At 60.2% G+C, this 13,569-nt stretch carries 12 protein-coding genes; 9 read left to right on the top strand and 3 right to left on the bottom strand.

The genetic code is table 11. From position 1 onward, the window contains the following. Positions 1 to 575, bottom strand: a 575-nt coding sequence (locus tag FH08_RS0131825; RefSeq protein ID WP_031362241.1) for a 5-formyltetrahydrofolate cyclo-ligase, incomplete at its 3' end; no start/stop codon positions are given. 23 nt (positions 576 to 598) lie between these two features. Between FH08_RS0131825 and FH08_RS0131820 the strand changes: the two genes are divergently transcribed. From FH08_RS0131820 to FH08_RS0131805, 4 genes are all read left to right on the top strand, one after another. After that, entirely contained in the window at positions 599 to 2,569 is a 1,971-nt protein-coding gene (locus FH08_RS0131820) for a lytic transglycosylase domain-containing protein (protein WP_031362240.1), read from the top strand. A gap of 118 nt (positions 2,570 to 2,687) precedes the next feature. After that, positions 2,688 to 3,644 (top strand): complex I NDUFA9 subunit family protein, encoded by a 957-nt coding sequence (locus tag FH08_RS0131815; protein WP_031362239.1) that lies wholly within the window; start codon positions 2,688 to 2,690, stop codon positions 3,642 to 3,644. A gap of 43 nt (positions 3,645 to 3,687) precedes the next feature. Beyond that, positions 3,688 to 4,308, top strand: a complete 621-nt coding sequence (locus FH08_RS0131810) for a glutathione S-transferase family protein (RefSeq protein ID WP_031362238.1) — start codon at positions 3,688 to 3,690, stop codon at positions 4,306 to 4,308. Further along, positions 4,305 to 5,543: a multifunctional CCA addition/repair protein gene (locus tag FH08_RS0131805; protein ID WP_031362237.1), complete on the top strand. Its 1,239-nt coding sequence runs from the start codon at positions 4,305 to 4,307 to the stop codon at positions 5,541 to 5,543. Before FH08_RS0131810 ends, FH08_RS0131805 begins: the two co-directional genes overlap by 4 nt. Here FH08_RS0131805 and FH08_RS0131800 read toward each other — a convergent pair. Both FH08_RS0131800 and FH08_RS0131795 read right to left on the bottom strand, forming a co-directional pair. Further along, positions 5,540 to 5,734, bottom strand: a complete 195-nt coding sequence (locus FH08_RS0131800) for a DUF2905 domain-containing protein (RefSeq protein ID WP_031362236.1) — start codon at positions 5,732 to 5,734, stop codon at positions 5,540 to 5,542. The two genes, FH08_RS0131805 and FH08_RS0131800, sit on opposite strands and share 4 nt — an antisense overlap. Positions 5,735 to 5,738: 4 nt before the next feature. Then, entirely contained in the window at positions 5,739 to 6,953 is a 1,215-nt protein-coding gene (locus tag FH08_RS0131795) for a class I SAM-dependent methyltransferase (RefSeq protein ID WP_031362235.1), read from the bottom strand. Between the two features lie 13 nt (positions 6,954 to 6,966). On the opposite strand from FH08_RS0131795, the gene FH08_RS0131790 reads away from it, so the two are divergent. From FH08_RS0131790 to glmS, 5 genes are all read left to right on the top strand, one after another. Next, positions 6,967 to 7,806, top strand: a complete 840-nt coding sequence (locus FH08_RS0131790; protein WP_031362234.1) for an SDR family oxidoreductase — start codon at positions 6,967 to 6,969, stop codon at positions 7,804 to 7,806. Between the two features lie 50 nt (positions 7,807 to 7,856). After that, on the top strand, positions 7,857 to 8,258 hold the full coding sequence (locus FH08_RS0131785) for a dihydroneopterin aldolase (protein WP_031362233.1): 402 nt from the start codon (positions 7,857 to 7,859) through the stop codon (positions 8,256 to 8,258). Positions 8,259 to 8,314: 56 nt separating this feature from the next. Continuing rightward, positions 8,315 to 9,223, top strand: coding sequence for a tRNA 2-thiocytidine(32) synthetase TtcA (gene ttcA, locus FH08_RS0131780; protein ID WP_200878818.1), 909 nt, complete (start codon positions 8,315 to 8,317; stop codon positions 9,221 to 9,223). 111 nt (positions 9,224 to 9,334) lie between these two features. Further along, positions 9,335 to 10,696 (top strand): bifunctional UDP-N-acetylglucosamine diphosphorylase/glucosamine-1-phosphate N-acetyltransferase GlmU, encoded by a 1,362-nt coding sequence (gene glmU, locus FH08_RS0131775; protein WP_031362231.1) that lies wholly within the window; start codon positions 9,335 to 9,337, stop codon positions 10,694 to 10,696. A gap of 98 nt (positions 10,697 to 10,794) precedes the next feature. Beyond that, a complete protein-coding gene (gene glmS, locus FH08_RS0131770; RefSeq protein ID WP_031362230.1) occupies positions 10,795 to 12,612 on the top strand; it encodes a glutamine--fructose-6-phosphate transaminase (isomerizing) in 1,818 nt (605 codons plus the stop codon). Positions 12,613 to 13,569 lie beyond the last annotated feature (957 nt).

The following is a 13,569-nucleotide window of genomic DNA, read 5'->3' as shown; positions in this document are numbered from 1 at the left end:
GTCACAATCGCCCCGAGGGGCAAATCAAATTCCCCCCTCGGGAGGGCATCACACTTGGCAGATTCAAAAGCCACCCCAATCGTCGCCGGCGCCAGGCCCCCCGGCCAATCAGCCAGCGTCCGATCGTAATACCCTCCGCCATACCCGAGCCGATATCGATCAGCATCAAAACCCACACACGGAATGACGAGCAAGTCCGGCACAACCACATGCTCCTCGGCCGGCACGGCAATGCCATAGCGCCCCTTCTTCATCGCCACATTCGGCTGCCACGCATGAAAAACCAGCGGCGCCCTGGGCGCAATCACCACCGGCAATGCCGCCTTCCGCGATGCATCCAGCGCCAGCCAGACAGTCAGCACATCACGCGCATCGAACTCCGCGGCGACCGGCCAATAAAAACCAATGCACGACGCTTTCGGATGACGCGCGACCGCTTCCATCAAACGCCGCGCCAACGCTTCGCCACGTGCGTCCTGATCGGCCCGAGCGCCTTGCGCCTCGCGGGTTGCAAGCAGGGTTGCACGCAGCGCGCTTTTGGTTTCCAGCAGGGGGTTGCGTGCTATGCTTTGCATCACTTCGCGCTCCAGAAATAACGATGTCAAAACGTCTCAAACGAGTATATCTCGCAGCCGCAACCGCGCTCGCCGCGATCACGCTGATCGGATGCGGTACCGCCTCCGCCGTGCGCCCGACAGCCGCTGACTATTCGCTCTCGCCCGACGACCGCATCTTCATCCAGTTGCGCGAAGCCGCGCGCTCGAATGACGCCGGCCGTGCCATGCAACTCGCCGCGCAAATTCCGAATTATCCGGCGCCGGGTTATATCGATTACTTCACAATCAAGCCGCAACTCTTCGACTCGCAAGGACACGCGCGCGTCGACGCACCGGACGAGCCGGTCCTCGCGTTCCTGCAGCGCTACGACGGCCAGGCTATCGCCGACCGCATGCGCAACGACTACCTGACCGTGCTCGGCGCTCGCCACGACTGGCGCAATTTCCTCGACCAATACCCGCGCTTCGTACTCAACGACGACACGCAGGTGAAATGCTACGCGCTCGAAGCGCGAGCCTCGCGCGGAGAGAATGTCGCTGACGCCGCGCGCGCTCTGCTTGTGGATCCTAAATGGTATGGCGATGGTTGCGTCGACCTGATCAACGCACTGGCCGTCTCGCAGCAATTCACCGCGGACGACGTCTGGCAGCAAATCCGCCTAGCCTACGAGCAGAACTATACGAACACCGGCAGCAAGATCGCGGACGCACTCGGCCAGCAACGCCCGGATCAAAGCGTCTTCGACACCGCCGCCAACACCCCGCCGCTGTATCTCGCACGCGGCGTAGGTCGCGACACGTCCTCGCATCAACTGGCGCTCGTCGCCATCACCCGCATGGCGCGCAACGATCCGGCCATGGCAGCGGCATCGTTCAGCTCGGTTGCGCCGGCATTGACGCCGACGGAACGCGCTATTGGCTGGGGCACGATCGCTTATCAGGCCGCATCGAAGCGCATGCCGAGCGCGGTCGACTGGTACCGGCTTTCGGTGAATGCGCCGTTGTCGAATCCCGCCTATGAATGGCGCACGCGCAGCGCATTGCTCGCCGGCGACTGGACCATGGTGCGCTGGTCGATCGAACAAATGCCGCCCACGCTGCGCAACCAGCCTGCGTGGATTTACTGGCACGCGCGCGCACTGAAGCAAGCCGGCGACACCGCTACGGCCAATCAGGAATTCGCGGGTATCGCGGATCAGTTCAACTTCTACGGCCAGCTGGCGTCTGAAGAGCTTGGCCAGAAGATCACGGTGCCGCCGCGCACGGAAGTCAGCGACGCCGAAGTCGCCCAGGCTGCGGCGGTGCCAAGTTTTGCGCTGTCGCAGAAGTTCTACGCCATGAACCTCCGGCTCGAAGGCAACCGCGAATGGAACTGGCCGCTGCGTACCATGACGGACCGGCAATTGATCGCGGCCGCGCAGTATGCAAAGCGGATCGAATTGTTCGACCGCGCGGTGAACACGGCGGACAAAACCAAGACCGAGCACGATTTCTCATTGCGGTATCTGTCGCCGTATCGTGATGTGGTTGAGCGTGAGTCGAAGAACACCGGACTCGATGTCGAATGGGCATATGGCCTGATTCGCCAGGAATCGCGTTTCATCATCAACGCGAAGTCGGAAGTGGGCGCGGGCGGCCTCATGCAGTTGATGCCTGGTACCGCGCAACTCGTGGCGAAGAAGATCGGCATGGGACCCATCTCGCGTGAACAGATGAACGATCTCGATACCAACATCCTGCTCGGCACGAATTATCTGGCGATGGTCTATAACCAGTTCGACGATTCCGCCGTCCTCGCCACCGCCGGTTATAACGCTGGCCCCGGACGCCCGACGCAGTGGCGTTCCACGCTGAGCGCACCGGTAGAGGGCGCGATTTTTGCTGAAACCATTCCGTTCACCGAAACCCGCGATTACGTCAAGAACGTGCTGTCGAACACCGTGTACTATGCGGCGCTGTTCGAAGGGCGGCCGCAATCGCTGAAAACGCGGCTCGGTTATATCGCGCCGTAAGGGGCCTGCAGCCAGACTCGCCGCGCGTTTCGCTTTTCCGGCATGAACGGTCAGTCGAAAGTCATGCGCGGCGCTGCCGCCCCGACGCTTTCGCAGACCGCCACTTATGGAGGCGAAGATGCGACATCAAACCATTGCGCTGATCGGCGGATCGGGGTTTATCGGCAGTCATCTGGTGAATGCGCTTGTCGAGCTTGGCAAGAACGTGCGCATCGCCACGCGGCGTCGCGAGAATGCGGCGCAATTGACGCTGCTGCCTGTGGATGTGATCGAAACCAATCTCTTCGATCCCGTCCAGCTTGCCGCCTTCGTCTCTCAAGCGGACGCAGTCATCAACCTGGTCGGCATTCTGCAAGGCAAGCGCGGCGATCCCTACGGTCCGCAATTCGCCAAGGCGCATGTGGAGTTGCCGAGCAAGATCGTCGCCGCGTGTCAGGCGAAGGGCGTGCGGCGCCTGATCCACATGAGCGCACTTGGCGCGGATCCGAAAGGGCCGAGCATGTATCTGCGCTCTAAGGGCGACGGCGAAAAAGCCGTGCGCGAATCGAATCTGGCGACCACGATCTTTCGTCCATCCGTGGTGTTCGGTCCCGAAGACAACTTCCTGAATCAGTTCGCGTTTCTTGAACGGATATTTCCGGTGATTCCGCTGGCGTGTTCGCAGGCCAAGTTTCAGCCGGTTTTTGTCGGCGATGTTGCGAAGGCATTTGCCAACGTGCTCGATCTGGATGCCGCCTCCGGCCGCGTGTATGAACTCACCGGGCCGACGGTCTACACGCTCGAAGAACTGGTCCGGTTCAGCGGCGCGGCGATCGGCAAAAACGCGAAGATCATCCGTTTGCCCGATATGCTCGGCCGCCTCCAGGCGATGTCGCTTGAACTCGCGCCCGGCGAACCCATGATGTCGCGCGATAATCTCGATTCGATGAAAACGCCCAACATAGCAAGCGGACCGATGGCGCCGGAACTCGGCATCGAAGAACCAGCGAGCATTGAAGCCATTGCGCCGATGTACCTCACGGGTTCGTCGTCGCGTTCGCGCTTCAATACGTTTCGGGCGTCCGCCGGGCGTTGAACGTTGTGTTCCTTAAGCAGTGCCTTAACCCAAGATATTTGCGATGAAACTCATTATCGGTGACAAGAATGTGTCGTCGTGGTCCATGCGGCCGTGGCTCGTGCTCAAGCACTTCGGCATTCCTTTCGAGGAAGTCATGATCCGCCTCGGCCAGCCGGATTCGAGCGCAAATATCCTCGCGCATTCGCCGTCGGGGAAAGTGCCTTGCCTCGTGACCGATGCCGGCGACGCCGTGTGGGAATCGGCCGCGATCATGGAGACGCTGGCCGAGTTATTCCCGCAGCACGCCATGTGGCCGCGCGATGCCGCCGCGCGGGCGCACGCCCGCAGCATCAGCGCGGAGATGCACGCGGGGTTCGCGGATCTGCGCGAGCAGATGTCGATGAATATCCAGCATCAGGCCTTCGGCCAGACCCTCACGGCGGGCGCGCTGGCGAACGTGAAACGGATCGACCTGATCTGGCGCAATTGCCTCGACGCGCACGGTGGCCCGTTCCTGTTCGGCAAGGAGTTCGGTATTGCCGACGCGATGTACGCGGCTGTCGTCATGCGCTTCAATTCCTACGCGCCCAAGTTGAGCGAAGCGGCGCTCGCTTACGCCGCTCGCATCACCGCGTTGCCGGAGGTGGCGGAGTGGATTGAAGGCGCACGGAACGAGCGATGAACATTTACGCCGTGGGCGGCGCGATCCGCGATGACATGCTCGGCCTGCCGGTTCAGGACCGCGATTATGTCGTGGTCGGTGCGACGCCCGAGCAGATGACGGCGCAAGGTTTCAAGCCCGTCGGCAAGGATTTCCCCGTGTTTTTGCATCCGCAAACGCATGAGGAATATGCGCTCGCGCGGACTGAGCGGAAGACATCGGCGGGATATCACGGCTTTCAGTTTTTCTACGCGCCTGATGTCACGCTGGAAGAAGATCTCGCGCGCCGCGATCTGACCGTCAACGCAATGGCGCGCGAGGTGCGCCCGGATGGCGAGCTGACCGGGCCGGTCATTGATCCGTTCAATGGCCGCGCCGATCTTGACGCGCGCGTGTTCCGGCATGTGGGTGAAGCGTTTATCGAAGATCCGGTGCGGATTCTGCGCATTGCGCGATTTGCTGCGCGTTTCGCGGATTTCACGATCGCGGACGAAACGCTCGCGCTGATGAAACGCATGGTCGCGGATGGCGAAGTCGATGCGCTCGTGTCCGAGCGCGTGTGGCAGGAAGTGTCGCGAGGCTTGATGGAGAAGACGCCTTCGCGGATGTTCGACGTGCTGCGCGAATGTGGCGCGCTCGAGCGGATTTTGCCGGAAGTGGATTCGCTGTGGGGCGTGCCGCAGCGCGCCGACTATCACCCGGAAGTCGATACCGGCGTGCACGTGATGATGGTTTTGGATTACGCGGCGGCGCACGGTTATGCGCTTCCGGTGCGCTTCGCCGCGCTGACGCACGATCTTGGCAAGGCGACCACGCCCGACGATATCCTGCCGCGCCATATCGGTCATGAAGGGCGAAGTGTCGATCTGCTGAAACCGTTGTGCGAGCGTTTGCGCGTGCCGAACGAATGTCGCGATCTCGCGCTGCTGGTAGCGCGTGAGCACGGCAATATTCATCGGGTGATGGAGTTCGGGGCGGCGGCGCTGGTGCGCTTGTTCGAGCGTTGCGACGCGCTGCGCAAACCCGCGCGCTTTGCTGAAGCGCTGCAAGCCTGCGTCTCCGATGCTCGCGGCCGTCTCGGTTTGAGCCAGCAACCGTATCCGCAGGCCGAGCGCTTGCGCGAAGCGTTAGTGGCGGCGCGTTCGGTCGATGCCGGCGCGGTCGCGCAGCAGTACGCGGACCAGCCGGGGAAGATCAAGGATGCGGTTCATGCTGCGCGCGTGGCGGCGGTGGACGCGGTGCTTCCACGCAATTAAAGCGCTCGCGCCAGCAACGACAGCACGAGCGACAGCAGAATGGTCGACATGAACGGAAACGGATATTCCCGTCCGAAAAGCCGCAGCGTGAAATCGCCGGGTAACCTGCCAATGCCGAGTTTTTTCATCCACGGCAAACACGCCGAGAGAATCGACAACGCAATAAACGTGGTGAGTACCCAGCGGATCATGATTTCAAAGGGTATGTGAACGGTCGCCGGACGAGAACGCGGCCAGCGTGTCGTCGATACCGCGCGAGAACGCGATCACCTTGAACAGTTCGCCCATTTCCGCCTCCGATAATAACTTCTGAACCGCATTCGCAGCCGGCAGAAAACGCCGGACATCTGAAGGATCGAGATCGGAAAGCGCATCCGTAATACCGGCGTTCATCAGGAAACGCGCCTGCGACGTGAAGCCGAGCAGATCGGCGCCCGCTTCCGTGCCGGCCTCCGCGATCCCCGAAAACTCCACGTGCGCCGTGATGTCCTGCAGCCCAGGATACAAGAACGGATCGCCGTGCGACCTGTGCCGGTAATGGCACATAAGCGTACCCTGCGCGCGTTGAGCGTGATAAAACTCGCGCCGCGGAAAGCCGTAATCGATGAAAAACGCCGCGCCGCGCGTGAGCATCGTACAAATGGTGCGCGTGAAAGCCAACGCCGCTTCGTGCGTCTCGCTCAGGTATTCGATGAACGGCTCGTCGTTGACTTCATCGATGGTCGCATCGATTTCGGCCAGAAGCGGATCGTCCAGAGCGGCTAGCAAGGGTTTGTCGTCGAATGCGAAACGGTTGTTCGTCCACGATACGCCGCGCTCATGCCACACGCCCAGTTTGCGTACGACCAGACGCACTGGCATGGCGTCGAGCACTTCGTTGCCGATTACTACGCCTTCGAAATGCTCCGGCAATGCGCTGAGCCATTTCACCTTCGATGCGAGTTCTGGAGCATCGGCTTCAATCGTCGCGCGCTGGCGTTCCTGCAATTCGCCCGATAAATCGACGATTGCGTAGCTATCGAAGGGAACGTCGAGCGCTTGAAGCGAGTTCAGCAAGCCAGCGGCAAGCTTGCCCGTTCCGGCACCAAATTCCATCACATTGCGCGTGCCGCTGTCGCGCAATGCCTGCGCGACGGGCCGCGCGAGCGTCGACGAGAACAGCGGCGACATTTCCGGCGCGGTGACGAAGTCGCTGCCATCGTCGCCGCGTTTGCCGAATTTCATGGCGCCGCCGCTGTAATAGCCGAGGCCGGGCGCGTATAGCGCCAGTTCCATATACCGGCTGAACGGCAGCCAGCCGCCCGCCGAGGCGATTTCCGCCCGGATGCGTGCTGTCAGCAACTCGGACTGCGCGAGTGCGTCGGGGCCGGGAACAGGTAAACTGTCGGATTCTTGAGCTTTTGGATTCATTCCGGCATTGTAAATGAGCGTTTCTTCGTCCACTTCTCCAGATTCTTCCGCGCCGAAAGCCCGCGTGGTGCTGATCACCGGCGCGGCAAAGCGCATCGGCCGCGGGCTGGCGCTCGGTTTCGCTGCGCGCGGCTGGGACGTAGCGGTGCATTTTGGCGGTTCTGAGGGCGATGCCCAAGAAGTCGTCCAGTCGATACGTGCCCTCGGTCGACGGTCGGTCGCGCTGCACGCGGATCTTGGCGTGGAGAGCGACGTGGCGCGACTGGTGCCTGCATGTATCGATGCGTTGGGTGGTCTGCATTGCGTGGTGAACAACGCGTCGAGTTTTGTCGAGGACACCGCGCGCGACTTCAGCTACCCGCGTCTTTTAGAAATGATGGCGATCAACGTCGGCGCGCCGCTGGCATTGGCACGTGCGCTGTACGACGCCACGCCCGATGCCGCCGCCGACGACGAAACCCGGCGTGGCTGCGTCATCAACGTGCTCGACCAGAAGCTGTACAACATGAATCCCGATTACCTGTCGTACACGCTGACCAAGGCGGCGCTGGAGAATGCAACCGTCGCGCTGGCTCAGGCGCTAGCGCCAAAGTTGCGCGTGGTCGGGCTGGCGCCGGGCCTCACGTTGCAATCCGCCGGTCAGACGGCGAGCGAGTTCGAGGCCGCGCACAAGGTAACGCCGTTGGGCCGGGCTTCGCGGGTGGAAGATGTAGTGGCCGCCGCCTGTTATCTCGCCGACGCGGCGGGCGTGACGGGGACGACGCTGGTCGTCGACGGCGGCCAGCATCTCGTGCCGTCGCCACGCGACATCATGTTTTTGACCACAGGCCGCGCTCCGGGCGGCGGCGTTTAGTGCGTCAATCTTAGTAAGTTAATCTGAATTTGAATCACCAGGACATCACCATGCTTGCCGCACTTTCGCATCCCCGGCTGGCCGATTGCCGGCGGCTTTTTCTGCGCAACTACGAAGTGCGCATCAACATTGGCGTGCACGATTTCGAAAAGCAGGGCGAGCAGCGCGTGGTGATCAACGTGGAATTGTTCGTGCCACTGGCGTTATCGACGCCGACTGAGGACAAGCTGCGCGAAGTCGTCGACTACGACTTCATGCGCTCGACCATCGCCAAGCGCGTGGGCAAGGGGCATATCCACTTGCAGGAAACGCTCTGCGATGACGTCGCTGCCGCTTTGTTGGCGCATCCGAATGTGCGTGCGGTGGTGGTATCGACGGAAAAGCCGGACGTTTATCCCGATTGCGATGCCGTGGGCGTCGAAGTCTTTCGCATCAAAGAGGTGACAGCATGAGTTCGCTAACGGAAACGGAAGCGCCGGTGGTTCAGGAGTTGGCATCCGTCCCGACAATGCGCGGGCCGCTGACGCGCCGCGAGCAGAAGCAGGCCTACGAGAACAACAAGTTGTTTAAGCGGCTAGCGCGTCAGGTGGGCGAGGCTGTTACCGACTACAACATGATTGAGGACGGCGACAAGGTCATGGTCTGCCTGTCCGGCGGCAAGGATTCGTACGCGATGCTCGAACTCCTGATGCGGCTGCGCGAACGCGCGCCGATCAACTTCGACATCGTGGCCGTGAATCTCGACCAGAAGCAGCCGGGGTTTCCGGAGCATGTGCTGCCCGAGTATTTGAGCAAGCTGGATATTCCGTTTCATATCGAGAATCAGGATACGTACAGCATCGTCAAGCGGCTGGTGCCGGAAGGCAAGACGACGTGTTCGCTGTGTTCGAGATTGCGGCGCGGGATTTTGTATCGCGTGGCCGGCGAGCTTGGAGCGACGAAAATTGCGCTTGGACATCATCGCGATGACATCTTGCAGACGTTGCTGCTGAATATGTTCTACGGCGGCAAGCTAAAGGGTATGCCTCCCAAGCTTCAATCCGACGATGGCAAGAACATCGTGATCCGGCCGCTGGCGTATGTGAAGGAACGGGATCTGGAGAAATTCGCCGAGCTGCGCGAGTTCCCGATCATTCCGTGCAACTTGTGCGGCAGCCAGCCGAACCTGAAGCGCGCGGAAATGAAGGCGCTGATCCGCGATTGGGAAAAGCGTTTCCCGGGTCGCGTGGAGAATATGTTCAACGCGCTGGGGCACGTGGTGCCGTCGCATTTGATGGATCACGGCTTGTTTCCGTTTGCCGGATTGCGCGCGACGGGCGTGGCGGATGCAGACGGGGATATCGCGTTCGATGAAGACCCGTGTTCGACGGAAGCACCGTCGCAGACCATTTCGATTGTTCAGTTCGACGATATTTGACGCTGGGCCACAAGCCCGCAGAATCGTTGCTCAGCAAGGCCGCGCCGGGTTTTGCCGCCTAACCGGGCATGCTATATTGGCGGCTCCAAACACTTCAACGAAGCTGACGCCATGAACATTGTTATTTTGGCGGCAGGCATGGGCAAGCGCATGCGTTCCGCCTTGCCGAAAGTCCTTCATCCCCTGGCTGGCCGGCCGCTCCTCTCTCATGTGCTCGACGTTGCGCGCGCGCTCAAGCCCACACGGCTTGTCGTCGTGATCGGACATGGGGCGGAACAGGTTCAGAAAGCAGTCGGCGCACCCGATGTCCAGTTCGCCGTGCAGGATCAGCAACTGGGCACCGGCCACGCGGTTCAGCAAGCGCTGCCGCTGCTCGACCCTTCCGTGCCTACGCTCATTCTTTACGGCGATGTGCCGCTTACCCGCGTCAGCACGCTGCAACGCCTGGTCGATGCGGCGTCCGACGGCCGCTACGGCGTCCTGACGGTCACGCTGGATGATCCAACCGGATACGGCCGCATCGTGCGCGATCCGACGGGCGCCGTGCAGTGCATTGTCGAGCAGAAAGATGCGAATGCCGGCCAGTTGACGATTGCCGAGATCAATACCGGCATTGTGATTACGCCCACCGCGCAGTTGGGCGAATGGCTGGCATCGCTGAAAAACGACAACGTGCAGGGCGAGTTTTATCTCACCGATGTCGTCGAGCGCGCGCTCGAAGCCGGCATTGAAGTCGTCACGTCGCAACCCGACGAAGAGTGGGAAACGCTCGGCGTGAACAGCAAGCAGCAACTCGCCGAACTTGAACGGATTCATCAAGGCAATATTGCCGAGGAGTTGCTCGTTGCCGGCGTGACGTTACTGGACCCCGCGCGAATCGATGTGCGCGGCACGCTGACCTGCGGACGCGATGTGTCTATCGACGTGAATTGCGTCTTCGAAGGCGATGTGACGCTGGCGGATAACGTGATCGTTGGACCGAACTGCGTGATTCGCAATGCATCGATTGGCGCGGGCACGCGCATTGATGCGTTCACGCATATCGAGGGCGGTACGACCGGGGCGAACGTCGTGCTCGGACCGTATGCGCGCCTGCGACCGGGCGCGGTGCTCGGCGACGAAGCGCACGTGGGCAACTTCGTCGAAGTGAAGAACGCGGTGTTCGGGCGTGGGTCGAAGGCCAATCATTTGAGTTATATCGGCGACTCGGATATTGGGGCGCGAGTGAATATCGGCGCGGGCACGATCACATGTAATTACGATGGCGCGAACAAATTCCGCACGGTGATCGAGGACGACGTGTTCGTCGGCTCCGATACGCAGTTCGTCGCGCCGGTGCGTGTGGGGCGTGGTGCGTCGATCGCGGCCGGGACGACCGTTTGGAAGGATGTCGCGGAAGACCAGCTGGTGCTGAACGAAAAAACTCAGATCAGCAAGAGCGGTTACGTACGGCCGACAAAAAAGAAAGCTTGAACAATTAGACGGCTCAGTCATGTGCTTGAGCGCGCGCCCGGGCGGCGAGCGCCGGGCGTTTTCGAGCGATTCAAAAACAATCTGTAAAGGACGACGCCATGTGCGGAATTGTCGGCGCGGTTGCGCAACGTAACATCGTATCGGTGCTGGTCGAAGGTCTGCGGCGGCTGGAATATCGCGGCTACGATTCCTGCGGCGTAGCCGTGATTGCCGAAGGTGAACCGAAGCGCGCGCGCAGCGTCGCGCGCGTGGCCGATCTCGCCGATCAGGTCCGCGATACGCATCTGGAAGGCGCAACCGGCATTGCGCATACTCGCTGGGCGACCCACGGCGCGCCCGTCACCGACAACGCGCATCCCATCTTTTCGCGTAACGAACTGGCGCTGGTGCATAACGGGATCATCGAGAACTACGAGACCTTGCGGACGATGCTGCGCGGGAAGGGCTACGAGTTTGTATCGCAGACGGACACCGAGGTCATCGCGCATTTGATTCACAGCATGTATCGCGGCGATCTGTTCCAGACCGTGCGCGACGCCGTGAAGGAGTTGCATGGCGCGTACGCCATTGCTGTGATTCACAAGGATCAGCCGCATACCGTGGTCGGCGCGCGGCAGGGGTCGCCGCTGGTGGTTGGAGTGGGCGATGGCGAGAACTTCCTCGCCTCCGATGCGCTCGCGCTCGCCGGCAGCACCGATCGTTTTGCGTTCCTCGATGAAGGCGATGTGGTCGAAATCACGCTGGACGGCGTGAAGATTGTCGATCGCGATGGAATGCCTGCCGAGCGCGAAGTGCGCGTGGTCGCGGCGTATGGCGGCGCGGTTGAGCTTGGGCCGTATCGGCATTTCATGCAGAAGGAAATCTTCGAGCAGCCGCGTGCGATCACCGACACGATTCCCCAAACCGATCGTTTCTCCGCCGATTTGTTCGGGGCGGACGCGGCAGAGGTTTTCGCCGATATCGACAGCGTGCTCATTCTCGCGTGCGGCACGAGTTCGTATGCGGGGATGACGGCGAAGTACTGGCTTGAATCGGTTGCGAAGATTCCTACGCAAGTGGAGATTGCGAGTGAGTATCGGTATCGAGAGTCGGTGCCGAATCCACGGGCTTTGGTCGTGGTGATTTCGCAGTCGGGTGAGACTGCGGATACGCTCGCTGCGTTGAAACATGCGCAAGCGCTTGGGCATAAACATACGCTGGCGGTTTGCAATGTCGCCTCTAGCGCGATGGTACGGCTGACGAAGCTCGCGTTTTTGACGCATGCGGGGACTGAGATTGGCGTGGCGTCGACTAAGGCGTTTACTACGCAGTTGGTCGGGATGTTTGTGCTGGCCGTGACGCTTGGGACGCTGCGCGGGCATGTGAGTGAGAAGCAGGAAACGGATTATCTGACGCAGTTGCGGCATTTGCCGGCGGCGCTGAATAGCGTGCTGGCGCTGGAGCCGCAGATCATCGCCTGGTCGGAAGAGTTTTCACGCAAGGAGAATGCGCTGTTTCTCGGGCGTGGGCTGCATTATCCGATCGCACTTGAAGGCGCGTTGAAGCTTAAGGAGATCTCGTATATTCATGCGGAAGCTTATCCGGCCGGGGAGTTGAAGCATGGGCCGCTGGCGTTGGTGACTGAGGCGATGCCGGTGGTGACGGTGGCGCCTAATGACACGCTGCTGGAAAAGCTGAAGTCGAATATGCAAGAGGTCAGGGCGCGAGGTGGGGAGCTTTATGTTTTCGCGGATTCGGATACGCGGATTGTTAGCGAGGATGGGATTCACGTGATTCGGATGCCTGAGCATTATGGGTTGCTGTCGCCGATTCTTCATGTCGTGCCGCTGCAGTTGCTGGCTTATCACACGGCTTGTGCGAGGGGGACGGATGTGGATAAGCCTAGGAATTTGGCGAAGAGTGTGACGGTGGAGTGAGGGGAGAGCTGAAGGATTAAAGCCGGTCGATTTGGCGGGGCCGACGAGCTTACAGATATGAACCCCGTTACTGCACATCGGCTTTTTGCTTGGAACAATTGGGCGGCTTGGCGGGACCGGCTTTTATCGGCTAAGCACAGCCCAAGCTTCCCTCTAGGAGATTGACGTTGCTATGCCTCAGTTTTAACTCTGGGGCTGCGTCCATGTACCTTTGCCGGCCCGCGCCAGGTCAACACAAAAGGGTGTGGTGACACAATTCTTCTCCCTTACGTGATGGGTGGCAGACCCTGAAGTACACGCCGTATATATGCAGACTCAAGAATTTTTAAATCACGATCAAGTTTCTCTAATTCTCTTTGCGTTATTAAAGGGTCAAACGTTTCCCTTGTGGTAAAGCTTTCGCCCATTCGGTCTGCTGGGTATCGATGACGTTGATCCAAGGTCGCGTGAAACGTATCCTGAACTTCGGGAAAGAGGTCAAGATTTGTGTCTACGTGAAAGTGCGAAGGAAATTCAAGAGAAAAACTTAAGCTTGAATAGATGCGTCGGTATTCGAAAGCTAGGCGGCGTAAATCATGTGTCGCTGGGACTAAGCGCGACCCGACCGCAGCGCCGATTGCCGCCTTTAAAAATAACTCGACTCCTTGGCGAGCCAGATGCCATACAACGCGGCTCGTTGAATACTGGGAACTGAGTTCTCCGCTCAACATGCTATTGCACAGACATAAGCTCGCCTCGATAAAAGCGCGTGAGAGCCAGAACGCGCGATCCCATTCCGGCAAATCGGCGAGCTCCTCAGACCAAGATGGATCAGAATTTCGCTTCATGTATTGATGCAGTCGCGGTGTAAATTCGCCTCTTGCGCGCAAAAAAAATCTATGCCAAAGACCGCAAGTGATTGAAAGCCGATCTTACTCGAATCCATACCTTCCTTGTGAAAGATAGAACTCTCGAGTA

This window comes from Caballeronia sordidicola, assembly GCF_000729995.1.
In the GTDB taxonomy this organism is placed as follows: domain Bacteria; phylum Pseudomonadota; class Gammaproteobacteria; order Burkholderiales; family Burkholderiaceae; genus Caballeronia; species Caballeronia sordidicola_A.
Note: the sequence above shows the minus strand (reverse complement) of the source record. Positions and strands in the feature narration are given on the sequence as shown.